The organism is Methylococcus sp. ANG (genome assembly GCF_040730495.1).
GTDB lineage: Bacteria > Pseudomonadota > Gammaproteobacteria > Methylococcales > Methylococcaceae > Methylococcus.
Genome location: NZ_CP160399.1, coordinates 1,554,721 through 1,578,024 on the forward strand (window position 1 = coordinate 1,554,721; position 23,304 = coordinate 1,578,024).

Genomic DNA, 23,304 nt, shown 5'->3' on the forward strand with positions numbered 1-23,304 from the left:
TTAGCTTAGGAAGTTACGAAACGCCTGATTATTTACCCTTTTGCTTGGCGATCTGAGCATCGACTTCCTTACTTGCCTCTTGAGCGGCACCGCTCTGCCAGCCGCTCACTTCGTTCTCTCTGGCCTTGAACAAGACGACCAGGACGACGGTTCCAACGATCAATGCGCCGATCCACAACCAGAAGTTGTCTTTTTCTTGATTTTCCATTCTATCCTCCTATCGTTGCCGATGTTGCAGGGATTACGCTTCGAGCCCCAGGGCTGTCCGCCTCCCCATCGTATAGTTGATTGTCGCACTCTGAAGCGGGACCGATCGTGGTGCACCGCTTCATTGATAGCAAGTTTACCCCTACAAAATAATGGAAAACAATAGTTGACCTGGATCAAACTTTAAAAAAATTTCCGGTCCGACATCCCCCGTTCCTCTTGCAACCGCTCGAGCCTTGATGCATAAGGCCGGACGGCAGCCTTACGGACGAACCCTTTCCGAAGCGGTCATCCCCGGCAGGCAAGCGCTTAGACGTTGAAGCGGAAATGCACGACGTCTCCGTCACGCATGACGTAATCCTTGCCTTCCAGCCGCCATTTCCCGGCATCTTTCGCACCTTGCTCGCCGTTGCAGGCGACGAAGTCCTCGTAAGCGATCACTTCGGCACGGATGAAACCTTTTTCGAAGTCGGTATGGATGACGCCGGCCGCCTGGGGAGCGGTTGCGCCCGCGGGGATGGTCCAGGCCCGGACTTCCTTGACGCCGGCGGTAAAATAAGTGAAGAGGTTCAGGAGGCGGTATCCCGCCCGCACCACCCGGTTGAGCCCCGGTTCGTCGAAGCCGATTTCCGCCAGGAAATCCGCCTTGTCTTCGTCTTCGAGCTGGGACAGCTCGGCCTCGAAGGCGGCACAGACCGGCACGACCACCGCGCCTTCATCACGCGCGAAGGCTTCGACCTGCTCCAATAGCGGGTTGTTCTCGAAGCCGCCTTCCTGGACGTTGGCGATGTACATCGTCGGCTTGGCAGTAAGCAGGTGCAGCTCCCGCAGCAGGGCCGCGTCCTCCGGCGGCAGCGGAATCGCCCGCACCGGCGTCCCCGAATTCAGGCCCTTGATGACGAGTTCCAGCACGCGAACCCGCTCGATCTCCTCCTTGTTCCCGGACTTTGCGGCCTTCTGGGCACGCTGCAGGACTTTCTCCACCGTCGCCATGTCGGCGAGGATGAGCTCCATCCCGATCACTTCGATGTCGGACAGGGGATCGACCTTCCCGGCGACGTGCACGATGTCGTCGTTCTCGAAGCAACGGACGACATGCGCGATCGCGTCGGTTTCGCGGATGTGGGCGAGAAACTGGTTGCCCAGTCCCTCTCCTTTCGACGCACCGGCCACCAGCCCCGCGATGTCGACGAATTCGATGGCCGTCGGGACCACCCGCTCGGGTTTCACGATCCCCGCCAACACGTCGAGCCGCGGATCGGGAACGGGGACCACGCCCACGTTGGGATCGATGGTGCAGAAAGGATAATTCTCGGCCGCGATCGCGGCCTTGGTGAGCGCGTTGAAAAGCGTGGACTTGCCGACGTTGGGCAAGCCGACGATGCCGACGTGTAATGCCATGTGGGAATGTTCCTAGCGTTCTTCGGTACGGTGATACTGGTCCTGGAAGCGGACGATGTCGTCCTCGCCGAGGTAGCTGCCTGATTGCACCTCGATGATTTCCAAAGGAATGGTTCCTGGATTTTCCAGACGATGGTGAACCCCGATGGGGATGTAAGTGGATTGGTTCTCGGTCAGCAGGAACGACTCTTCGCCGCGGACGACACGCGCCGTACCCCGCACGACGATCCAGTGCTCGGCCCGGTGGTGGTGCATCTGCAGCGAAAGGGCGGAGCCCGGCGTCACCGTGATCCGTTTGACCTGGTAACGCTGGCCGGTGTCGATCGATTCGTAGGTTCCCCAGGGCCGGTGCACCCGGCGATGGACCTTGTGCTCCGTACGGTTCGCCGCTTTGAGATGTTCGGCGATCTGCTTGATGTCCTGAGCCTTCGACTTGTGGGCGACCAGCACCGCATCCGCGGTATCCACCACCAGCAGGTCGTGCACCCCGATGGCCGCGAGGAACCGGCCGTCGGAATACAGCAGGGAATCGCTCGTGTCGCGGGCATAGACGTCGCCTTCCACGACGTTGCCGTTATCGTCCCGCGGCTTGACCTCGGACAGCGATGCCCAGGAACCCAGGTCGCACCAGCCCACGTCGAGCGGTATGACGGCCGCCTGTCCCGTGCCATTCAGCTTTTCCATCACGGCGTAGTCGATGGAATCGGACGGGCAACGCAGGAAACCGGTCCGGTCGACCCGGATGAAATTGCCGTCCCTGCAGGATTTTTCGTAGGCCGCGGAACAGGCCTCCAGGATGTCGGGCCGATACAAACCTATCCGCTCCAGCCAGACGCTCGCACGCAGCACGAACAGCCCGCTGTTCCAGAGGTAGTCGCCGGAACTCAGGTAACGCGAGGCGGTTTCGGCATCCGGCTTTTCCACGAAGGCTTCCAGATCGAAAACCGCGCCGTCCTCCAGAGCCCTCCCCTTGCGGATATAGCCGTAACCCGTCTCCGGCCTGTCCGGCACGATGCCGAACGTCCCGATCAGTCCGCGTCCCGCGACCCCCAGCGCCCGCGCCAAGCCGGCACGGAAGCCTTCCACGTCGGCGATGTGGTGATCCGCCGGCATCACCGCCAGAATGCATTCCTCCCCGAGACGCTCGCGAACGTGCAGCGCCGCGATCGTGAGCGCGGGGGCCGTGTTGCGGCCGCTCGGCTCGAGGAGGATATCGGCGTCTTCATATCCCACCTGCCGAAGCTGCTCGGCCACCAGGAAACGGTGCTGTTCGTTGCATACGACCAATGGCGAGCGGATGTCGAAGCGCGGTTCCGCCATGCCGCCGATGCGGTCGGCGGTTTCCTGAAACAAGGTGCGCTCGCCCAGCAAAGGAAGAAACTGCTTGGGATAGGCTTCGCGGGAATGGGGCCAGAGGCGGGAACCCACCCCCCCTGAGAGAATGAGCGGCTTGATCGTTACGCTAGCCATGGTGCGCGCCTCCAAAAAGTCAATGAGACTGGAAAGATTCCCCAAGGTGAGGTGCGAGGAGTCGCCAATGGAGCTCCGACGCCCCCCGGTTGCGTTCCACGAAGGCAAGGGCCCGCCGCCTCAAGTCACCGCGCATCGCCTCGTCCGCCGCCAGCCGATCGACCGCGGCGGCCAGCTCCTCGATGCCATGGACCCGAACAGCAGCCTCCCCACGCTCGAGATCATCACATATCTGTTTGAAATTCCGTGTATATGGCCCAAACACGATGGCCGTCTCCGCCAAAGCGGGCTCCACTACGTTGTGGCCGCCGATGTCGACCAGGCTCCCGCCGACGAACGCGACGTCGCTCGCGACATAGAAACGCATGAGGTCCCCCAGCGTGTCGAGCAGGAAAACGTCGAATCCCCCGGGTGCGGCCTCCCCGGCTTCCGTTTGCCGGGCGAGACGGTGGCCGGCCGCTCTCACCAGGCGCGCGACCTCTTCGAAACGCTCGGGATGACGCGGCGCGATCGCCAGCAACAATTCGGGCTGCCTCGACCGGACGCAGGCGAAAGCCTCCAACACCGCCTTTTCCTCTCCCGGATGAGTGCTCGCCGCCAGCCAGACCGGTCGCTCCTGAAACAAGCGCCGCTTGATGGCTTCACCGCCCGCCCGGACAGAGGTGTCCAGTTCCGTATCGAATTTTAGATTGCCGGTGACGGTGATGGCGGAGGGATCCGCGCCGATGGCGAGGAAGCGCTGTGCGTCGGCCGCCGTCTGAGCGGCGATGTCGACGCCGGCCAGGAGGTTCCTCAGCGTACCGCGGACACGGGCATACCGGCGGGCCGAGCGCTCCGACAAGCGGGCGTTGGCGACGAGGAGCGGAATATCCCGCCGCCGGCAGGCGGTGAACAGGTTGGGCCAAATCTCCGTTTCCATGATGATGGCCATACGCGGAGAGAAATGGCCCAGAAAACGGCCGATGCCATCCGGCAGATCGTAGGGCAGAAAAACATGCTCGACCGTGTCGCCGAGCACCTTGCGCACTCGCGCCGAACCGGTCGGCGTGGTGGTAGTGACGAGAATGGAAGCCGGCGCATGCCGCCGGATGGTGGCGACCAACGAAAATGCGGCTTCCGCTTCACCCACGGAAACCGCGTGAATCCAGACGTCTACCGGTCTTGGCGGGCCGGGATAGAACGCAAACCGCTCGGCAACCCGCTCCCGGTAGCCGGGATTTGCCCGGCTGCGCCACAAGAGGCGCGCCAGCACCAGAGGGAGGGACGCGTAAAACAGGCTCGTATAAACGGACCTCACGCTCCGCCCCCGGCGCTCGGTCTGATTACTCCGCGACGACTTTCAGGTTCAGCGTCGCGTTCACGTCGCTATGCAGGTGCAAAGTGATTTCATAATCCCCGGCGAGGCGGATCGGGCCGTGAGGCAACCGCACTTCGTGCCTTTCGACCGCCACACCGGCCGCGGTCACCGCTTCGGCGATGTCCTTGGTGCCGACCGAGCCGTACAGCTTGCCTTCCTCGCCGGCCTTCTGAGCGATGGAAACGCTCAGTTGCGAAATGGCCTCGGCGCGGGACTGCGCGGCAGCAAGCTCATCGGACGCCTTTTTCTCCAGCTCCGCCCGCCGCTGCTCGAACTCGGCCAGCTTGGCCGCCGTCGCGGCAACCGCCTTCCCTTTCGGAATGAGGAAATTGCGGCCATACCCCGGACGCACCGAAACCTTGTCACCCAGGTTGCCGAGATTCGGCACCTTCTCAAGAAGAATCACATCCATCTTCTAAGACCTCGAAAAAACTGATTTAAGAAATGAATTATTGCCGGCCCAAGTGTTTCAGGCACCCGCCACACGTCTGTGACGCCAGTCCATCCAGACGTCTGTAAACCCCATGAGCACCACAGGGATGGCGACCTGGGGAATCACGAACAACAGCAGATAAAGCCCGGCCAGCCAGAACTTTCCGGCGGGACGGCGGGAGAGCAGCGAGTGGATCACGGCAATTCCCACCATGAGGTACAGCACGAAAAACACGAGCCCGAGGTTCCACATCAATTCGGCCAGTGCCGGCCACGGCAACGACATGGCGCCGCCAATGCTGACCAACGCTGCATACGCAAACGCCGGGCTGGGCCGCAGTTCGAGAAACTCGGCACGGAACCCGCCGGGGTTGTACAGCAGGGATTGCCACCACCGCGCCAACATCAGTGTCATGAAAACGCTCAAGGCGGAACCCGCGCTCACGAATCCCGTTGCGTAATGCGCCACCACGCGCAGTCCCGACCGCGCACCGTCCGCGTCGAAACCGGCCGGAGCCTGATCCAGCAGCGGCTGAACCATCAGCGTGAGCTTTTCGCTCCAGAACTCCGCCGGATCACCGACCAGGCCGTAAACCGCCAGCACCGCCACCAGCGCGGGCACGACGACGGAGGCCAGCGCCCAGTCGATCCGGCGGGAAATCCGCAGCACCCACGCCGCGACGGCCGTAGGAAGCCAGAGCAGCAGCGCATATATCAAGGGCGCCGCCACACTGCCGAGAACCACGCCGCCAAAAACAGCAACCACGACCGCCGACGGCACCAGCACCGTGGATGCGGCCGGCAAACCCTGCCGCAGCACGACGAGCCCCAAAGCGGCGGAGCTCAGCAGACCGACCAGCGGTATCATGAACGAAAGGCAAACGAGGCCGGCGATGACCAGCACCGCCTGCCATCGGCCCTTCATGGCGAAAGCCGCGAGCCCCTTCACGAATCCTTAAGCCCTTCCGCGAGAACGGCCGGACTGCGCTTATTGCTCGTGCGCGTCGCAGAACGGAAGCAGCGCGAGGAAGCGCGCGCGCTTGATGGCCGTGGCCAACTGGCGCTGATACTTCGCGCTGGTCCCTGTGATGCGGCTGGGAACGATCTTTCCCGTCTCCGAGACGTATTCCCGCAGCGTGTCCAAATCCTTGTAATCGATTTCCTTGACGTCTTCCGCGGTGAAGCGGCAATACCTTCTACGTTTGAATTGACGAACCATCGATGAACTCCAAAATCTGATCGGCGACTATGTCTTTTGGTTGGCCGGCAGCGGCGTCAAGCCCCTGCTTCCGCCTCGTTGCTCGGCTCGGCGCCGGCGGCTTCCTCACCGCCTTCGTCCGCCGACGCGCGTTCGGTCTCGGCCTCACCGCCGGACCTCGCCAGCGCGGACGGCTCGGTCACCGCCTCGTCGCGCTTGATCGTCAGGCTGCGCAGGACCGCGTCGTTGAACCGGAAGCCGCTTTCCAGCTCCTCCAGGGTCGCCTGATCACATTCGATGTTCATCAACACATAATGTGCCTTATGCAGCTTGGCGATGGGATAGGCGAGCTGACGGCGCCCCCAGTCCTCGAGGCGATGGATGCTACCCGCCGCGCCCTCGATGATCGAACGGTACCGTTCGATCATCGCCGGCACCTGTCCGCTCTGGTCCGGATGGACCATGAACACTATTTCGTAATGTCGCACACTAATGCTCCTTTCGGTTTGAGTCAGCTTCCCGCCGCGCGGTAAAGCAAGGAGAAGGGGCCGATGCCCCGCCAAAAAACGGTGCACTATACCCCTTTCACCGCCCCCGAACAACATGGCGCACGCCCCGACCCGTCGGCCCTCCCGCATGGCGAGCCGGACGTGTTGCAAATGCATGTCCGATTCCATATAGTGTCCAGCCATTTTTTGCGGGCGGACCGACGCCCTTGTGCGATGAACTCGTCCCCCTCCGTCGATCACCGAGCCCGAGCAGACCGCGGCCGTCCCGTACGGGGCGGAATCACGTATCGGAACGGGCGGGGCGCCAATCCAGACGCGTTCGCTCGTTGACCCGGCGCGCTCCTCAAGAGGTAACCCCAATGAGCCACCATACATTGCCCCACAAGCAGGGTTTGTACGATCCACGTCACGAACACGACGCCTGCGGCGTCGGCTTCATCGCCCACATCAAGGGCGGGAAAAGCCACGACATCGTTCTCCAGGGGCTGGAAATACTGAAAAACCTCACGCATCGCGGCGCGGTGGGGGCCGATCCTCTGGCGGGCGACGGCGCCGGCATCCTGCTCCAGCTGCCCGATGCGTTCCTGCGCAAAGAGTGCGCGGGACTCGGCATCACGCTTCCCGAACCCGGACACTATGGGGTAGGCATGCTGTTCATGCCGCGCGATGCGGAAAAGCGGCGCCGCTGCGAGGAGATCCTGACCCGCCATGTGACTGCCGAGGGACAGACGGTACTCGGCTGGCGCGACGTCCCCGTGGACAACACCGGCATCGGCGAGACGGTCAAGGCCGTGGAACCGTTCGTCCGCCAGGTATTCATCGGCCGCGGCGCCGGTTGCGCCGACCAGAATGCCTTCGAGCGCAAGCTGTTCATCATCCGCAAGCAGGCCGAAAACGCCATCCGCGAGGACAAACTCGCCGCCGGCGAGATGTTCTACCTGCCTTCGCTGTCTTCGCGCACCATCGTGTATAAAGGCATGCTGCTGGCCGACCAGGTGGGCTCCTATTACCTCGACCTCCGCGACGAGAGCCTGGTTTCCGCCCTGGCACTGGTTCATCAGCGCTTTTCGACCAACACTTTCCCGACCTGGGATCTGGCCCACCCGTTCCGGATGATCGCCCATAATGGCGAGATCAACACCATCCGCGGCAACATCAACTGGATGGCGGCACGCCGCCAGTCGATGAAATCCGAACTATTGGGCGAGGACCTGGACAAGATCTGGCCGCTGATCGCCGAGGGCCAGTCCGACTCGGCCTGCTTCGACAATGCGCTGGAGTTGCTGGTCGCCGGCGGCTATTCGCTGGTTCACGCCATGATGCTGCTGATCCCGGAAGCCTGGGCCGGCAACCCGCTGATGGACACCAAACGCCGCGCGTTCTACGAATATTATTCCGCCCTGATGGAGCCCTGGGACGGCCCCGCCGCCGTGGCCTTCACCGACGGACGCCAGATCGGCGCGACACTCGACCGTAATGGCCTGCGCCCGGCACGCTATCTGATCACCGATGACGACTACGTCATCATGGGCTCGGAAATGGGTGTGCTGAACGTCCCGCAGCACAAGATCGTCAAGAAGTGGCGCCTCCAGCCCGGCAAGATGTTCCTCATCGATCTCGAACAGGGACGGATCATCGAAGACCAGGAAATCAAGGACGGACTGGCCGGCCGCAATCCTTATCAGGACTGGCTGGACAAGACCCAGATCAACGTCGAGAACCTGCCGCCCGAGGTTGCCGCGATGGCGCCGGATCACGGTACCCTGCTCGACCGGCAACAGGCCTTCGGCTACACCCAGGAGGACATCAAGGTCTTCTTCAAGCCGATCGCGCTGAGCGGGCAGGAACCGGTGGGTTCCATGGGCACCGACGCCGCCCTTGCGGTACTGTCGAACCGGCCGCGGATGCTGTACGACTACTTCAAGCAGGGCTTCGCCCAGGTCACCAACCCCGCGATCGACCCGATCCGCGAGGAGTTGGTGATGTCGCTGGTGTCGCACATCGGTCCGCGCCCCAACCTGCTGGCGCTGGACAATGGCGGCAACAACAAGCGGCTCGAGGTGCACCAGCCGATCCTCAGCAACAGCGACCTGGAAAAGATCCGCCGCATCGAGGCACGGACCCAGGGCGCGTTCAAGACCAAGACGCTGAGCATCTGCTTCCCGGCCGACGCCGGCGCACTGGGCATGGAGCCGGCCCTCGACGCCGTCTGCAAGCGCGCGGAACAGGCCGTGCTGGAAGGCAACAACATCCTGATCCTGTCGGACCGGGGCATGGACGCCGGCCATATCGCCATTCCGGCCCTCTTGGCCACCTCGGCGGTGCATCACCACCTGATCCGGGCCGGCCTCCGTACGCATTCGGGACTGGTGGTGGAGACCGGCGAAGCACGCGAAGTGCATCACTTCGCCCTGCTCGCGGGCTACGGCGCCGAGGCCGTCAACCCTTACCTCGCCTTCGACACCTTGTCCGACCTGCTCGGCACACTGCCGGAAAAGATCAGTGAAGAAGAGGCCCACAAGCGCTATATCAAGGCGATCGGCAAAGCGCTGCTCAAGATCATGTCGAAAATGGGCATCTCGACCTACCAGTCCTATTGCGGTGCGCAGATATTCAACGCCGTGGGGCTGGGCGAGAGCTTTCTCGACCGCTATTTCCACGGCACCGAATGCACCACGGGCGGCATCGAACTCCAGGAGGTCGCGGAAGAAACCGTGCGCCGCCACCGCCAGGCTTTCGGCAGCGCGCCGCTGTACCGCAGCGCGCTGGACGTCGGGGGCGAATACGCCTTCCGGGTGCGCGGCGAGGACCACATGTGGACGCCGGAAACCATTTCCAAGCTGCAGCATGCGACCCGCGCCAATGACGCCAAGACCTACGCCGAGTATGCCCGGCTGGTCAACGAGCAAAACGAGCACCTCCTCACCCTGCGCGGGCTGATGGATTTCCGCTTCGTGGCCGCTCCCGTGCCGCTGGAAGAGGTCGAGCCGGCCAAGGCAATCGTCAAGCGCTTCGCCACCGGCGCCATGTCGTTCGGATCGATCTCGTACGAGGCCCACACCACATTGGCGATCGCCATGAACCGGATCGGTGGCAAGTCGAACACCGGCGAAGGCGGCGAACTGCCGGAGCGCTTCGTGCCTTTGGCGAACGGCGACTCCCTGCGCTCGGCGATCAAGCAGGTCGCGTCCGGGCGCTTCGGCGTCACCGCCGAATACCTGGTCAATGCCGACGACATCCAGATCAAGATCTCGCAAGGCGCCAAGCCGGGCGAAGGCGGCCAGTTGCCCGGCCACAAGGTAGACGCGGTCATCGCCAAGGTGCGCCACTCGACCCCCGGCGTCGGTCTGATCTCGCCTCCGCCGCACCACGACATCTACTCGATCGAGGACCTGGCGCAGTTGATCCACGACCTCAAGAACGTGAATCCGGCGGCCCGCATCAGCGTCAAGCTGGTGTCGGAAGTCGGCGTCGGCACGGTGGCGGCGGGCGTCGCCAAGGCCCACGCCGACCACGTCACCATTTCCGGCTACGACGGCGGCACCGGCGCCAGCCCCATCACCTCGATCAAGCACGCGGGGCTGCCCTGGGAGATCGGCCTGGCCGAAACCCATCAGACCCTGGTGCTGAACCGCCTGCGCGGACGCATCTGCGTCCAGGCCGACGGCGGCATGCGCACCGGCCGCGACGTCGTGATCGCCGCCCTGCTCGGCGCGGACGAGGTCGGCTTCGCCACCGCCCCGCTGATCGTCGAGGGCTGCATCATGATGCGTAAATGCCATCTCAACACCTGCCCGGTCGGGGTGGCGACACAGGACCCGGAACTGCGCAAGCGCTTCACCGGCCAGCCGGAACACGTGGTGAACTATTTCTTCTTCGTTGCCGAAGAGGTGCGCCAGCTCATGGCCCGCCTCGGTTTCCGGCGCTACGAGGACATGGTCGGCCGTTCCGATCTGCTGGATATGCGCAAGGCCGTCTACCACTGGAAAGCCTCCCGCATCGACCTCTCGAAGATCCTGTACAAGCCCGAAGCCGGCCCCGGCGTCGCCATCTTCAATTGCGAAGCGCAGGACCACGGCCTGGACAAGGCGCTGGACCGCAAGCTGATCGAGTTCGCCCGCCCCGCGCTGGAGGAGAGGAAGCCAGTCCACGTCGACGTCGACATCCGCAACTACAACCGGACCCTGGGCGCCATGCTCTCGGGCGAGGTCGCCAAGCGCTACGGACACGCGGGCCTGCCGGAAGACACGATCCACATCAAGGCGCATGGCACCGCCGGCCAAAGCTTCGGCGCCTTCCTCGCGGCCGGCGTGACGCTGGAACTGGAAGGGGAGGCCAACGACTACGTCGGCAAGGGGCTGTCGGGCGGCCGCCTGGCGATCTATCCGCCGGCCGACTGTCCGATCACCTCGGAGCAGAACATCATCGTCGGCAACACCGTGCTGTACGGCGCCGTCAGCGGCGAATGCTATTTCCGCGGCGTGGCCGGAGAGCGCTTCGCGGTCCGCAACTCCGGCGCGATCGCGGTGGTGGAAGGCGTAGGCGATCATGGCTGCGAATACATGACGGGCGGCGTGGTGGTGGTACTGGGCGCGACCGGACGCAACTTCGCGGCCGGCATGTCAGGCGGCGTCGCCTATGTGCTGGACGAATCCGGCGATTTCGAACAGCGCTGCAACCTGGCCATGGTGGAACTCGAGCCGGTGCCGGCGGAAGACGACGCGCTGGAGCACTTCGAGCACCAGGGCGGCGATCTCGAGACACATGGCATGGTCGACATCATGCACGACATGACCCGCAACGACATGCGTCGCCTGCGTTTCCTGATCGAGAAACACCGGCGCTATACCGGCAGCGGACGCGCCGGCCTGATCCTGGACAACTGGAACGCTTACGCGGCCAAGTTCGTCAAGGTCATGCCGGTGGACTACCGCAAGGCGCTGGAGAAGATGCAGCAAACCCGAACCGGTGCAGCCGCGCATCATTGAGCCCGGCCCACAAAACAAGAACGAGGTACTGAGAAAGATGGGAAAACCCACCGGTTTCATGGAGATTGCGCGGCAGGACCGGCGCTATACCCTGGTCGCCGACAGGATCCAGCACTACCGCGAATTCGTCGTGCCGTTGAGCGACGAAGAGGTCAGCCGCCAGGGCGCCCGCTGCATGGACTGCGGCATCCCGTATTGCCACCAGGGCTGCCCGATCAACAACATCATTCCGGACTGGAACGATCTGGTGTACCAGGGCAACTGGGAGGAAGCGATCGAGGTGTTGCACAGCACCAACAACTTCCCGGAATTCACCGGCCGCATCTGCCCGGCTCCTTGCGAGGCGGCCTGCACGCTGAATCTCAACGACGAGCCGGTTACCATCAAGACCATCGAATGCTCGATCGTGGACAAGGCCTGGGAAGAGAACCGGATCCGGCCGCAGATTCCGCTCAAGCGCACTGACAAGCGGGTCGCGGTCGTCGGCTCCGGGCCGGCCGGTCTCGCCTGCGCCCAGCAACTGGCTCGCGCCGGTCACGGCGTGGTGGTCTATGAGAAGGCCGACCGCATCGGCGGCCTGCTGCGCTATGGCATTCCCGACTTCAAGATGGAAAAGCACCTGATCGACCGCCGCATCGCACAGATGCAGGCGGAAGGCGTGATCTTCCGTCCCAACTGCCACATCGGAGCCAATATTCCCCTGAGCCGGCTGACGGCCGATTTCGACGCCATCGTGCTGGCGGGCGGATCGGAAAAACCGCGCGACCTGCCCGTCCCCGGGCGCGAACTGGGCGGCATCCATTTCGCGATGGAATTCCTGAAGCAGCAAAACAAGCGCGTCGCCGGCGACGTGCTCGACGAAGCGGAAGGCATCCTGGCGACGGACAAGCACGTCATCGTCATCGGCGGTGGCGATACCGGTTCCGATTGCATCGGCACCTCGATTCGCCAGGGAGCCGCTTCGGTGGTGCAGTTGGAAATCCTGCCCCGGCCTCCGGCCAAGGAAGACAAGGGCCTCACCTGGCCGAACTGGCCCAACCGGCTGCGCACCTCCTCGTCCCAGGAGGAAGGCTGCGAACGGCGCTGGAGCGTCGCGACCAAGAGCTTCAGCGGTGAAAACGGCAAGGTGACCGCGATCCATTGCATCGAAGTGCGCTGGAACCAGGAAGGCGGGCGCTGGGTCATGGAGGAAATCCCCGGCAGCGAATTCACGCTCAAGGCGGACCTGGTCCTGCTCGCCATGGGCTTCGTACACCCGGTGCACGAAGGGCTGCTGCAAGAAGCCGGTATCCGGCGGGACGAGCGCGGCAATGTCCAGGCCGATACCCAGAGCTACCGGACTTCGGTGGACAAGATATTCGCGGCCGGAGACATGAGGCGGGGACAATCGCTGGTCGTCTGGGCCATACGCGAGGGACGCCAGGCGGCTCGCGCCGTCGACGAGTTCCTGATGGGCCGCTCCGACTTGCCGCGGTAAACGCGGCGACACCATGGATATCCCAACGTCGTCGGCGAATCGGGGCTGCGGGCCCGATACCGGATGGCGGCCCGCTATCCGGCGCCGCCACCGGTTCGCGCCGGCAGCTTGAGCGTCCCTCTCGATGCCCGGCATCCACCACCTCCGCCGTTGACGATGCCCCAGTTTGCGTCCCGCAGCACCGTGAAGCGCCTACTGTCTCTGGCTCGCGTATTCGGACTGATGCTGGTGGTCTTCAGTCTGACCTATCTGCTCCCGATCACGACTTCCCTCCTCGCGGCCGACGGCACCGCGCTCCTGTTCATCGAAGACATGCTGTTCACCGTCGGCGCCGGCTCGCTGCTGTGGACCGCGACCAGGCAGTACCGCTACGACCTGAAGTCCAAAGACGGCTTCATCCTCGTGGTCCTGGCCTGGACCGGAATGGCGGCCTTCGCTACGTTCCCGCTGATGTCGTACGTCGAGGGGCTGTCGTTCACGGATGCCTATTTCGAAGCCATGTCCGGGTTGACGACAACAGGAGCCACGGTCCTGGCGGGGCTGGATCAGCTGCCGCCTGCAATCAATCTCTGGCGCCACGAGTTGAACTGGCTGGGCGGGATGGGAATCATCGTATTGGCGGTGGCGATTCTTCCCGTCCTCGGCATCGGCGGACGCCAGTTGTTCATGGCGGAAACGCCCGGCCCCATGAAGGAAAACAAGCTGACACCGCGGATTACGGAGACCGCCAAGAATCTGTGGCTGATCTACGCGTATATCACGCTTGCATGCGCGCTGTGTTTGAAAATGGCGGGTATGAACTGGCTGGACGCCGTCTGCCATGCTTTCGCCACCATGAGCCTGGGCGGGTTCTCGACCCATGATGCCAGCGTCGGCTATTTCGACTCGCCGGCGATAGAAGCGATTCTGATGGTCTTCATGCTGATCGCTGGAATGAACTTCGCCACCCATTTCCTGGCTATCCGCGCCAGGAGTCTGAAGGCATATCAGCACGACATCGAGGCAATTCCCTACTTGGTTCTGGTGCTCGGAAGCTGCGTGGCCATCGCCCTGTTCCTGGTCACGCACCAGAGTTACCCGGATTTCTGGACGGCTCTGCGGCATGCGAGCTTCAACCTCGTGTCGATCGCTACCGACTGCGGGTTCGCCTCGGTGGACTACAATCAGTGGCCTTTGTTCGCACCGCTATGGATGCTGTTCCTGAGCAGCGTCCTGGTGTGTACCGGTTCGACCGGCGGCGGGATCAAGATGATGCGCACCCTGATCCTGATGAAACAGAGTCAACTGCAGATGCTGCTGCTGACCCATCCGACGGCGGTCAATCCGCTCAAGATCGGACACATGGTGATTCCGTCGAACATCATCCTGTCGGTACTCGGTTTCATCTTCGTCTACTTCATGAGTATCGTCATCCTGACATTGCTGTTGGTGGTCAGCGGGCTGGACATGGTGTCCGCGTTCTCCGCCATCATCGCCTGCATCAACAACGCAGGCCCCGGTCTCAACGTGGTGGGACCTGCCGGCAATTACGCCTCCCTTTCCGATTTCCAGACCTGGACGTGCGCCGTAGCCATGTTCCTGGGGCGCATCGAGGTATTCACCGCCCTGATCATCTTCACCCCGGCATTCTGGCGCAAGTGAATTGCCCCGAAACAAAAGCGCCCTGGAAAGGGCGCCTCGGTATTACCAATCAGTGCGGGGAAACGGCCGCTACAAGGGGTAGCCGGTCAGGGCCACCATAACCCAGGCCCCCACATGCCCCAGTTCATGGTGGCGTCGAGGTTGGTCTCCGCTGCCTGCCTCTGCTCGTCGGCGATTTCCTTTTCCACGGCGAGCTTCTGGAAACGGGCGTAGGCATCCGCATCGCCCACGTAAACGCACTGACAGATGCTGGCATCCGCATAGACGTACATCACTTTGTCGCCTTTGGGATGTGCCACAAGCTTGTGCTGTGTCATCCCCTTGACATTGGCCTGCTGCTCCGCAGTCTGGGCATAGTTGATCTTGAATCCGGCGGCCGCCAGCAACTGTTCCGTATCCTGAACCTTCTCCTCCAGCGAAGCGCACGCCGCCATTTGGGAAACGAGCCACAGGATTCCGAGTCTACGAAGCGTCATGATTCTCTCTTGAGTCCATTGCATTTCGGTAAATTTAACGCGGATCGGACGGGGCGTCGATAGGCGGCTCAATTCAGCAAGACGGCGTCCGCGGTGTAACCTTCCGCCTCCAGGATAGAGCGGAGCTTGAGCTGCGCCTCCCGTTGAATCTGACGTACCCTTTCGCGTGTCACGCCCATGTCCACGGCCACCTCCTCGAGCGTCGAAACCTCATGCCCGCCGAGCCCGAAGCGGCGCTGGAGGACTTCCCGCTGGCGCGGGTTCAGCCGGCCCAGCCATTCGTCGATTTTCTGCTCCATCCGCTCGGCGAGCAGGGTATCCGTGACCGGCCTCTGGCCCTCATCGGGCGCCATGTCGAGCAGGGATTTGGAGGAATCGGCGGTGATCGGCGCGTCGGCCGACAAATCCTTTTCGCTCAGCCGCAGAAGCTGCTCGACACGCTCGGACGATTTCTCGAGCTGCCGAGCCACATCCTGGGCCGTTGGCGTTCCCTGCATTTTGACGGAAAGGCGCCGATAGGCTTTCAATACGGCGTTCATTTCCTTGGCGACGTGGACCGGAAGCCGGATGGCCCGGACCTGGCTCATCAAGGCGCGCTCGATCGTCTGCCTTATCCACCACGTTGCATAGGTGGAAAAGCGGAATCCGCGCTCCGGCTCGAACTTTTCGACGGCCCGGATCAGACCGAGATTGCCCTCCTCGATCAGATCGAGCAAAGGCAGACCCAGGTTCAGATAGCGGCGCGCGATCTTGACGACAAGGCGCAGATTGCTTTCGATCATGAGACGGCGGGCATCATCGTCGCCTTCGAGGGCGAGACGTCCGAAATGCTTTTCCTCCTCCGCCGTCAGGAGCCTCCATTTTCCCAATTGGTTCAGGTAGATGCGTGTTGCATCGAGCTCCGAGCCAAGCTCGGCCGCTTCTCCGCCTTCATCAGGGCCTTCATCACACCAGACCCGGGCACCGCAACCACCCATGGCACCCCCTTCGATCTCACCGGCGCTTATTTCGATCGCCGCTGTCTCATCGACGTAAGCCAAACCTTCAGGTAGGCTCCCGTCCAACTCAAAATCGACTTCAGACGACATCAGTTTCATCCTCAAGAGGCACGCCGCCAGAGGCGGCATTCGCACCACCCGTTATCGCGAACTTCCGCAATAACACCCCATCCGTAAACCTCGAGCCTAATTGAATACCTTTCCGGGCCAGAAAAACCCTATCCTTGCGGCGGAAACAAGCAGGTTGTGTTTATGCTCTTGTCCCCTGGGGGGGATGCGTCAGATACAGGGACTTCTGGTTTCTTTGTCGCCGAAGCCGTCCTAAAATTCACCCGATTCGATTGCCGTTTCATGAGTAGAATTCTCAATTCGGAGCCGACCGGACGAGCGACAATTCAATGAAAACAGAACATGTCTACCCCGTGCCTGCGGATATCGCGGCATCCGCCAGAATAACCGACGGAATCTATCGGGAAATGTACGACCGGTCCATAAAGGAGCCGGAAGGATTCTGGGCCGAGTTGGCTCGGGAGTTCATCAGTTGGAGCGCTCCCTGGAACCGGGTGGCGCGATGGAACTTCGATACGCCGGCCATCGAATGGTTCTCCGGCGCCCGCCTGAACGTGTCTTACAACTGCCTGGACCGCCATCTGGCTGAACGGGGCGCCCAGACGGCCATCCTGTGGGAAGGCGACCAACCCGGCGATCAGCGCAGCCTGACCTACAGGGAATTGCACGACCGCGTATGCCGGTTTGCCAATGTGCTCAAATCCCGCGGCGTAAGCAAAGGCGACCGGGTCTGCATCTATCTGCCGATGATCCCCGAAGCCGCCGTGGCCATGCTGGCCTGCGCCCGCATAGGCGCCATACACTCGATCGTGTTCGGCGGATTTTCCTCCGAGGCATTGAAGGACCGCATCCTGGACGCCGACTGCCACGTCGTCGTCTGCGCCGACGAGGGCCGGCGGGGCGGCAAATTCGTGCCGCTCAAGCACAACGTCGACGTCGCGCTGACCGAGTGCCCCCAAGTCGAAACCGTGCTCGTGGTGCGTCATACCGCCCGCCCGGTGGACTGGACCGAAGGGCGCGACCACTGGTTTCACGAGGCCGTGGAATCCGCATCGCCCGAATGCCCGCCCGAGGACATGGACGCGGAAGACCCGTTGTTCATCCTCTACACCTCCGGTTCGACCGGCAAGCCGAAAGGGGTGGTCCACACGACCGGCGGCTATCTGCTGTACGCCGCGGTCACGCACAAATACGTGTTCGACTACCGCGACGGCGAAGTGTACTGGTGCACCGCGGACATCGGCTGGATCACCGGCCACAGCTACGTGGTCTACGGCCCCTTGTGCAACGGTGCGACCACCCTGATGTTCGAAGGCGTTCCGACCTATCCCACCCCGGCGCGGCTCTGGCAGGTCATCGACAAATACAAGGTAAGCATCTTCTACACGGCGCCCACCGTCATCCGGGCACTCATGGGGCTGGGTGAGGACTGGGTGAAGCAGGCCGACCGCAACAGCCTGCGAATACTGGGCTCGGTCGGCGAACCCATCAATCCGGAAGCCTGGGAGTGGTACTACCGGGAAGTCGGCGAAAAGCGCTGCCCTGTGCTCGACACCTGGTGGCAGACCGAAACCGGCGGCATCATGATCACGCCGCTTCCCGGCGCCACGCCGCTCAAACCCGGCTCCGCCACCCGCCCCTTCTTCGGTGTCGTCCCCGCCATCCTGGACGCCCAAGGCAACGAGCTGGCCGGCCCGGCCGAGGGTGTCCTGGCCATCACCGCTTCCTGGCCGGGGCAGGCGCGCACCGTTTTCCGCAACCATGACCGTTTCCGCGAGACTTATTTCGCCCTCTATCCGGGGAAATACTTCACCGGCGACGGCGCGCGCCGGGACGCGGACGGCGATTACTGGATCACCGGGCGGGTGGACGACGTCATCAACGTCTCGGGGCACCGGATGGGAACCGCCGAGATCGAGAGCGCGCTGGTGCTGCACGACAGCGTGGCGGAAGCCGCGGTGGTCGGCTACCCGCACAACATCAAGGGCCAGGGCATCTACGCCTATGTCACCCTGGTTGCCGACGCGGCCCCAAGCGAAGACCTGAAGCGCGAACTGATCGAACTGGTCAGGCAGGAAATCGGCGCGATCGCGACCCCTGACATCATCCAATGGACACCGGCCCTGCCGAAGACGAGATCGGGTAAAATCATGCGGCGAATCCTGAGAAAAATCGCCGCCAACGACCTGGATCAACTGGGGGATACCTCGACGCTGGCCGACCCTGCGGTCGTCGAAGACATCATCCGGAACAAACCGGCCTAGCGGCTGCTGCCACGATTCACCCACCTGAAAGAACAACGATCCGCGGAGACGATCATGAAACTCATCACTGCAATCATCAAACCCTTCAAGCTCGACGACGTGCGCGAAGCGCTTTCCGATATCGGCGTGAGTGGACTGACGGTCACCGAAGTCAAGGGGTTTGGGCGGCAAAAAGGCCATACCGAACTTTATCGTGGAGCCGAATACGTCGTGGATTTCTTGCCGAAAGTGAAACTGGAAATCGCGGTCGCCGACAATCTGGTGGATACGGCGGTCGACGCGATCGTCAAAGCAGCCAACACGGGAAAGATCGGTGACGGCAAGATCTTCATCACCTCCATCGACCAGGCGATCCGTATCCGCACCGGGGAGACCGGCGACCAGGCGCTGTAACGGCGCAGTCGCTCCCCCGCTCCAGAAACGAGACGCCCACGGACAGCCTCCCCGGCTGTCCGCCCCTCCTCAGTCCCCGACGGGCAGCTGATGCTCGCGGCAGATCATCTCGGCATCCTCCTCGAACAATTGTTCGCCGGTCAGTCCGCATCGGCGGCTGGCGTCCTCCAGGACAATGTGATGACGGCAGCTCTTGCAGGCTCCGAAGGTCTTGAGCTGATTGGCGACCTGCATCGCCTGGAGCACGTTGGCGAGCGCCGATTCCAGCAACCGACGCTGGTCTTTCGGGATCGTGCGCAGCGCGGTTCGCAGCACACGGGGCGGAATCGACTCCTCCAGCAGCCGCCTGCCGGCCTCGGTCAGCAGCATATGCACCACGCGCCGGTCGCGGGCATCGCTTTCCTTGACGATCAAGCCGTTGTTTTCGAGGACGGCCAAGGTCTGCGAGACCGTCCCCTTGGTCAACCCGAGATATTCGGCAACTGCCAGCGGCGTGTTGCTGTAACGGTTGCAACTGGCCAGATAATGGAGGGCTTCGAGCTGCACCGGCTGCAACCCTTTGAAGCTTTCGGACCGGCGCGCATCCATGCGGATCAGGTTCGAAATCCGCTCCAGATAGTCGTATACGCGATCAGCTTCCATGGTGACAAATAGTATCGGACCGATCGTATCTTGACAAATCGCCGACTGTCATGCGCTCACCCAAGATCCCGCAAGGCCTCGCGAAAGAATTCCGGCACGGCGAACGCGGCCCGGTGGATGTCCACGTTGTAATACTGCGTCGGGAACAGCTTCGCCGCCGCGGCATCCGCGCGGAACCGGCTCAAGTCCCCTTTGCCCGCCATGGTGGCGCTCCACCAGCCCGAGGGATAGATGAATTGCGGGAAGAACAGCGTGCGCGTCTGGGCAAAACCCGCCTGCCGCATGATCCGGTGCATCGAGGTGATGAGCGGCAGGTGGAACAGCGGCGATTCGCTCTGCTGCACCAGAATGCCGTCGGCGCGCAGGCAGCGGTGGCATTCGCGGAAAAACGCCTCGTTGAACAGCCCTTCCGCCGGACCGACGGGGTCGGTGCTGTCGACGATGATGACGTCGACGCATGCCTCCGGCGCATCCTTTACCCACTGGATGCCGTCGATGAACAGCAACTCCGCCCGGGGATCGCCGTTGGATTCGCACAGTGTGGGGAAATACCGTTCCGCCAGCCGCGTCACCCGCTCGTCGATGTCGATCTGCACCGCCTTCTCGACCTCCGGGTGCTTCAACACCTCCCGCAGGCTGCCGCAGTCTCCGCCGCCGATGATCCACACGGTCTTCGGCGCGGGGTGGGTATACAGCACGGGATGCGTCATCATCTCATGATAGAGGAAGTTGTCGCGGTCGCTCACCATGGTGCAGCCGTCGATCACCATGAGCTTCCCGAACCATTCGGTGTCGTAGATCTCGATGCGCTGGAACGGCGTCTGCTCCTCGTGCAGCTTCGCCTTGATTTTCAGGGAGAGCGCACTGCCGTGCTGTGGATAGGATTCGGTGAACCAGTCCTGTGTGTCGCGCATGGAAGTCCTCCTGCGTGGAAAAAATGTTGCATTTTCCCCATAATCGGAAGTTTTTGAAAGACGGCCCCATGACAACGGTGAACTGGACGCTGAGCGAAGCGCGCGACACTTACGCTATCGAGCACTGGAGCGATGGGTATTTCAACATCGCGCCCGAGGGCGACGTCGTCGTCTGCCCGCTGCGGGGGAACGTCGAGGGAGGCGTGAGTATCGCGGCCATCGCCCGCGGCGTCCGTGCCGAGGGACTGTCCCTGCCCGTGCTGATGCGCTTTCCCCATATCCTGCACGACCGGGTACGCCTCTTGACGTCGGCTTTCGGCAAGGCGCGTGCGGCCTACGAATACACGGCGAATTACACGCCGGTCTACCCCATCAAGGTCAACCAGCAGCGCAGCGTCATCGAGAACATCCTCCGCGCCGGCGGCGTCGGCCTCGAGGCCGGCAGCAAATCGGAGCTGCTCGCCATCCTCGCCCTGGCGGAATCCGGCACCATCGTCTGCAACGGCTACAAGGACCGCGCCTACATCCGGCTGGCCCTGATCGGCAGCCGCCTGGGGCTGCGCGTCTTCATCGTGGTGGAAAAGCTCTCCGAACTCGAACTGGTGCTGAGCGAATCCGAAGCGCTCGGCATCGCCCCGCAGCTCGGTGTCCGCATACGGCTCTCCAGCATCAGCGCCGGCAAATGGCAGAACAGCGGCGGCGAGAAGTCCAAATTCGGCCTGCATGCGGGCGAAATCCTGAAATTCCTTGAACGGCTCGAGGATGCCGGCGGACTCGGCTGGATCCGGCTGATGCACTTCCACATGGGGTCGCAGGTGGCCAACATCAACGACGTCAAGACCGCCCTGCGCGAAGCCGGCCGCTACTATGCGGAACTGCGGCGGCTGGGCGCGCCGGTGGACCATGTGGACGTCGGCGGCGGCCTCGGCATCGATTACGAGGGCACGCACTCGGTCAGCGACTGCTCGATCAACTACAGCGTGGACGAATACGCTCACAGCATCGTCCGAGCCTTCTCCGAACTCTGTACCGAACAGGGACTGCCCCAGCCCGATCTGATCACCGAAGCCGGCCGGGCGATGAGCGCGCACCATGCCGTGCTGGTAACCAACGTCGTCGACATCGAAGCGGCCACCTATGACGCCAGCCCGGTCTCGGCCTCGGTGGCCCAGCCCTTGAAAGACTTGGAAGACCTGCTCCGCCGGGTGGACAGCGAATCGGTGCTGGGCATCTACCACGACGCCGAGTTCGACCTGTCCGAAGCCCGGACCATGTACGTCCAGGGCAAGATCGGCCTGGACCAGTTGGCGGAAGCCGAAAGGCTCCATGCCACGCTCTGCCACGAAGTGCAGCGGCGTCTCGACATCCGCCTGAGGGCCCACCGGGCCGTGCTGGACGAGCTCAACGAACGCCTGGCCGACAAGCTGTTCTGCAATTTCTCGGTCTTCCAGTCGATTCCCGATGCCTGGGCGATCGACCAGATCTTTCCGGTCATGCCGCTGCAACGGCTCGGCGAAGAGCCCACCCGGCGCGCGGTGATCCAGGACATGACCTGCGATTCCGACGGCCGGATCAACGCCTACATCGACCGCCAGAGCATCGAGAACACCCTGCGGATGCACGCGCCGGCGCCGGGCGAGCCCTATCTCATCGGCTTCTTCCTGGTCGGCGCCTATCAGGAAATCCTGGGCGACATGCACAACCTGTTCGGGGACACCCACTCGGTGAACGTCGAACTCGACGGCTCGGGCGGCTACACCTTCACCCACACCCGGCGGGGCGACGGCGCCGACGATCTGCTGCGCTACGTCCACATCGACCCGGACGAGCTGGAGCGCTCCTACCGCAAGAAGCTGATCGAGGCGGATATCCCCTTGCACCAGCGCAAGCAGTACGAAAGCGAACTGATCGCCGGGCTCAGCAACTACACCTACCTGGAGGAATGAGCATGAAGACCGGCTTCGTCGGCCTCGGCGCCATGGGGCTGGGCATGGCCCGCAACCTGCGCAGGGCGGGCCTGCTGGCCGGCGTCTGGAACCGTACGCCGGAAAAGGCTCGGACGTTCGCCGCCGAGACCGGCACCCTTGCCTACGCCGGCCTCGCCGACCTGGCCGCGGCCTGCGACGCGATCGTGACCTGCGTCTCGGCCGACGCCGACGTGCTGGAAGTGATGGGGGCGTTGGCGCCGGCGCTCCGGCCGGGCGCGGTCGTCGTCGACTGCTCGACGGTCGGCGTAGCCACCGCCCGCCGCGCCGCCGAGATCGTCCGCCAAGCGGGCGGCGATTTCCTCGACGCCCCGGTGAGCGGCGGCGTCGAAGGCGCCCGCAGCGGCACCCTGGCGCTGATGGTCGGCGGCAGGACCGAGACGGTGGAGAAAATCCGGCCGGTGCTGGAAGCAATGGGCAATAGCATCATGCACATGGGCGACACCGGCGCCGGGCAGGCGACCAAGGCGGTGAACCAGGTGATGTGCGCCGGCGTCAATCAGGCCGTCACCGAAGCCCTGGCCTTCGGGCAAGCCCTGGGGCTGGATCTCGACAAGGTCATCGAGGTAGTCTCCGGCGGCGCCGCCGGCAACTGGTTCCTGGACAAGCGCGGCAAGACCATGGTCCGCGGCGTATTCCAGCCCGGATTCAAGCTGGCCCTGCACCACAAGGACCTGAACATCTGCCTGGAGATGGCGGAAAGATTGGGAATCTCCCTGCCGCTGAGCGCCCGGACCCGCGACGACTATGCCGAACTCATGGCCCGGGGCCACGGCGAGGACGACATCTCCGGCCTGTTCCGGCTGAAATCGACCGCGCCCCTCAAGGGCTGACCCTATACTTTCAGATATAATTCCCGCCCGCACGAAAACCTGCCGGACCG

19 protein-coding genes are annotated in these 23,304 nt (G+C 63.1%); 7 read left to right on the plus strand and 12 right to left on the minus strand.

Features of this window, described 5'->3' with window-relative positions; genetic code table 11:
* Positions 1-28: 28 nt before the first annotated feature.
* From ABZN20_RS07385 to rpsF, 8 genes are all read right to left on the minus strand, one after another.
* Complete coding sequence (locus ABZN20_RS07385; RefSeq protein WP_218807291.1) at positions 29-208, minus strand: hypothetical protein; 180 nt, start codon at positions 206-208, stop codon at positions 29-31.
* A gap of 308 nt (positions 209-516) precedes the next feature.
* Entirely contained in the window at positions 517-1,608 is a 1,092-nt protein-coding gene (gene ychF / locus ABZN20_RS07390; RefSeq protein WP_218807292.1) for a redox-regulated ATPase YchF, read from the minus strand.
* A gap of 12 nt (positions 1,609-1,620) precedes the next feature.
* Complete coding sequence (locus ABZN20_RS07395) at positions 1,621-3,078, minus strand: mannose-1-phosphate guanylyltransferase/mannose-6-phosphate isomerase (RefSeq protein WP_367027235.1); 1,458 nt, start codon at positions 3,076-3,078, stop codon at positions 1,621-1,623.
* Between the two features lie 19 nt (positions 3,079-3,097).
* Positions 3,098-4,375: a lipid IV(A) 3-deoxy-D-manno-octulosonic acid transferase gene (waaA, locus tag ABZN20_RS07400; RefSeq protein WP_367027236.1), complete on the minus strand. Its 1,278-nt coding sequence runs from the start codon at positions 4,373-4,375 to the stop codon at positions 3,098-3,100.
* Between the two features lie 25 nt (positions 4,376-4,400).
* Entirely contained in the window at positions 4,401-4,847 is a 447-nt protein-coding gene (rplI, locus tag ABZN20_RS07405; RefSeq protein WP_367027237.1) for a 50S ribosomal protein L9, read from the minus strand.
* A gap of 57 nt (positions 4,848-4,904) precedes the next feature.
* Positions 4,905-5,792, minus strand: coding sequence for a hypothetical protein (locus ABZN20_RS07410; RefSeq protein WP_367027238.1), 888 nt, complete (start codon positions 5,790-5,792; stop codon positions 4,905-4,907).
* 63 nt (positions 5,793-5,855) lie between these two features.
* A complete protein-coding gene (gene rpsR / locus ABZN20_RS07415) occupies positions 5,856-6,086 on the minus strand; it encodes a 30S ribosomal protein S18 (RefSeq protein ID WP_010961282.1) in 231 nt (76 codons plus the stop codon).
* A gap of 56 nt (positions 6,087-6,142) precedes the next feature.
* Positions 6,143-6,553: a 30S ribosomal protein S6 gene (rpsF, locus tag ABZN20_RS07420; protein WP_218807297.1), complete on the minus strand. Its 411-nt coding sequence runs from the start codon at positions 6,551-6,553 to the stop codon at positions 6,143-6,145.
* A 380-nt stretch (positions 6,554-6,933) separates the two neighbouring features.
* On the opposite strand from rpsF, the gene gltB reads away from it, so the two are divergent.
* The 3 genes from gltB to ABZN20_RS07435 all read left to right on the plus strand — a co-directional run bounded on the left by gltB (position 6,934) and on the right by ABZN20_RS07435 (position 14,680).
* Positions 6,934-11,562 (plus strand): glutamate synthase large subunit, encoded by a 4,629-nt coding sequence (gene gltB, locus ABZN20_RS07425; RefSeq protein ID WP_367027239.1) that lies wholly within the window; start codon positions 6,934-6,936, stop codon positions 11,560-11,562.
* A 37-nt stretch (positions 11,563-11,599) separates the two neighbouring features.
* Entirely contained in the window at positions 11,600-13,039 is a 1,440-nt protein-coding gene (locus ABZN20_RS07430; protein WP_367027240.1) for a glutamate synthase subunit beta, read from the plus strand.
* A gap of 183 nt (positions 13,040-13,222) precedes the next feature.
* Positions 13,223-14,680: a TrkH family potassium uptake protein gene (locus ABZN20_RS07435; RefSeq protein WP_218808917.1), complete on the plus strand. Its 1,458-nt coding sequence runs from the start codon at positions 13,223-13,225 to the stop codon at positions 14,678-14,680.
* Positions 14,681-14,766: 86 nt separating this feature from the next.
* On the opposite strand, the gene ABZN20_RS07440 is transcribed toward ABZN20_RS07435, so the two are convergent.
* Both ABZN20_RS07440 and rpoS read right to left on the minus strand, forming a co-directional pair.
* Positions 14,767-15,156, minus strand: coding sequence for a hypothetical protein (locus tag ABZN20_RS07440; protein ID WP_218807300.1), 390 nt, complete (start codon positions 15,154-15,156; stop codon positions 14,767-14,769).
* 68 nt (positions 15,157-15,224) lie between these two features.
* Complete coding sequence (gene rpoS, locus ABZN20_RS07445; protein WP_218807301.1) at positions 15,225-16,244, minus strand: RNA polymerase sigma factor RpoS; 1,020 nt, start codon at positions 16,242-16,244, stop codon at positions 15,225-15,227.
* Between the two features lie 308 nt (positions 16,245-16,552).
* Here rpoS and acs point away from each other — a divergent pair, with 308 nt between their 5' ends.
* Positions 16,553-18,487, plus strand: a complete 1,935-nt coding sequence (gene acs, locus ABZN20_RS07450) for an acetate--CoA ligase (protein WP_367027241.1) — start codon at positions 16,553-16,555, stop codon at positions 18,485-18,487.
* A gap of 54 nt (positions 18,488-18,541) precedes the next feature.
* Positions 18,542-18,880, plus strand: coding sequence for a P-II family nitrogen regulator (glnK, locus tag ABZN20_RS07455; protein ID WP_218807303.1), 339 nt, complete (start codon positions 18,542-18,544; stop codon positions 18,878-18,880).
* A gap of 69 nt (positions 18,881-18,949) precedes the next feature.
* Here glnK and ABZN20_RS07460 read toward each other — a convergent pair whose 3' ends face one another.
* Positions 18,950-19,522 carry a MarR family winged helix-turn-helix transcriptional regulator gene (locus tag ABZN20_RS07460; protein WP_218807304.1) on the minus strand — a complete coding sequence of 191 codons (573 nt, stop codon included), beginning with the start codon at positions 19,520-19,522 and terminating at the stop codon, positions 18,950-18,952.
* Positions 19,523-19,578: 56 nt separating this feature from the next.
* A complete protein-coding gene (gene speE / locus ABZN20_RS07465; protein ID WP_367027242.1) occupies positions 19,579-20,436 on the minus strand; it encodes a polyamine aminopropyltransferase in 858 nt (285 codons plus the stop codon).
* Between the two features lie 68 nt (positions 20,437-20,504).
* Here speE and speA point away from each other — a divergent pair, with 68 nt between their 5' ends.
* Entirely contained in the window at positions 20,505-22,382 is a 1,878-nt protein-coding gene (speA, locus tag ABZN20_RS07470; RefSeq protein WP_218807306.1) for a biosynthetic arginine decarboxylase, read from the plus strand.
* 2 nt (positions 22,383-22,384) lie between these two features.
* Positions 22,385-23,254, plus strand: coding sequence for an NAD(P)-dependent oxidoreductase (locus ABZN20_RS07475; protein WP_367027243.1), 870 nt, complete (start codon positions 22,385-22,387; stop codon positions 23,252-23,254).
* Positions 23,255-23,304: the final 50 nt, after the last annotated feature.

What these genes read in the sequence shown, in the direction of transcription:
- ABZN20_RS07410 (WP_367027238.1), bottom strand. Translation starts at nt 5,792, where the DNA reads ATGAAGGGCCGATGGCAGGCGGTGCTGGTCATCGCCGGCCTCGTTTGC.
- acs (WP_367027241.1), top strand. Translation starts at nt 16,553, where the DNA reads ATGAAAACAGAACATGTCTACCCCGTGCCTGCGGATATCGCGGCATCC.
- ABZN20_RS07475 (WP_367027243.1), top strand. Translation starts at nt 22,385, where the DNA reads ATGAAGACCGGCTTCGTCGGCCTCGGCGCCATGGGGCTGGGCATGGCC.
- ABZN20_RS07395 (WP_367027235.1), bottom strand. Translation starts at nt 3,078, where the DNA reads ATGGCTAGCGTAACGATCAAGCCGCTCATTCTCTCAGGGGGGGTGGGT.
- ABZN20_RS07430 (WP_367027240.1), top strand. Translation starts at nt 11,600, where the DNA reads ATGGGAAAACCCACCGGTTTCATGGAGATTGCGCGGCAGGACCGGCGC.
- speA (WP_218807306.1), top strand. Translation starts at nt 20,505, where the DNA reads ATGACAACGGTGAACTGGACGCTGAGCGAAGCGCGCGACACTTACGCT.
- ABZN20_RS07385 (WP_218807291.1), bottom strand. Translation starts at nt 208, where the DNA reads ATGGAAAATCAAGAAAAAGACAACTTCTGGTTGTGGATCGGCGCATTG.
- speE (WP_367027242.1), bottom strand. Translation starts at nt 20,436, where the DNA reads ATGCGCGACACACAGGACTGGTTCACCGAATCCTATCCACAGCACGGC.
- rplI (WP_367027237.1), bottom strand. Translation starts at nt 4,847, where the DNA reads ATGGATGTGATTCTTCTTGAGAAGGTGCCGAATCTCGGCAACCTGGGT.
- ychF (WP_218807292.1), bottom strand. Translation starts at nt 1,608, where the DNA reads ATGGCATTACACGTCGGCATCGTCGGCTTGCCCAACGTCGGCAAGTCC.
- rpsR (WP_010961282.1), bottom strand. Translation starts at nt 6,086, where the DNA reads ATGGTTCGTCAATTCAAACGTAGAAGGTATTGCCGCTTCACCGCGGAA.
- glnK (WP_218807303.1), top strand. Translation starts at nt 18,542, where the DNA reads ATGAAACTCATCACTGCAATCATCAAACCCTTCAAGCTCGACGACGTG.
- gltB (WP_367027239.1), top strand. Translation starts at nt 6,934, where the DNA reads ATGAGCCACCATACATTGCCCCACAAGCAGGGTTTGTACGATCCACGT.
- ABZN20_RS07440 (WP_218807300.1), bottom strand. Translation starts at nt 15,156, where the DNA reads ATGACGCTTCGTAGACTCGGAATCCTGTGGCTCGTTTCCCAAATGGCG.
- ABZN20_RS07460 (WP_218807304.1), bottom strand. Translation starts at nt 19,522, where the DNA reads ATGGAAGCTGATCGCGTATACGACTATCTGGAGCGGATTTCGAACCTG.
- rpoS (WP_218807301.1), bottom strand. Translation starts at nt 16,244, where the DNA reads ATGTCGTCTGAAGTCGATTTTGAGTTGGACGGGAGCCTACCTGAAGGT.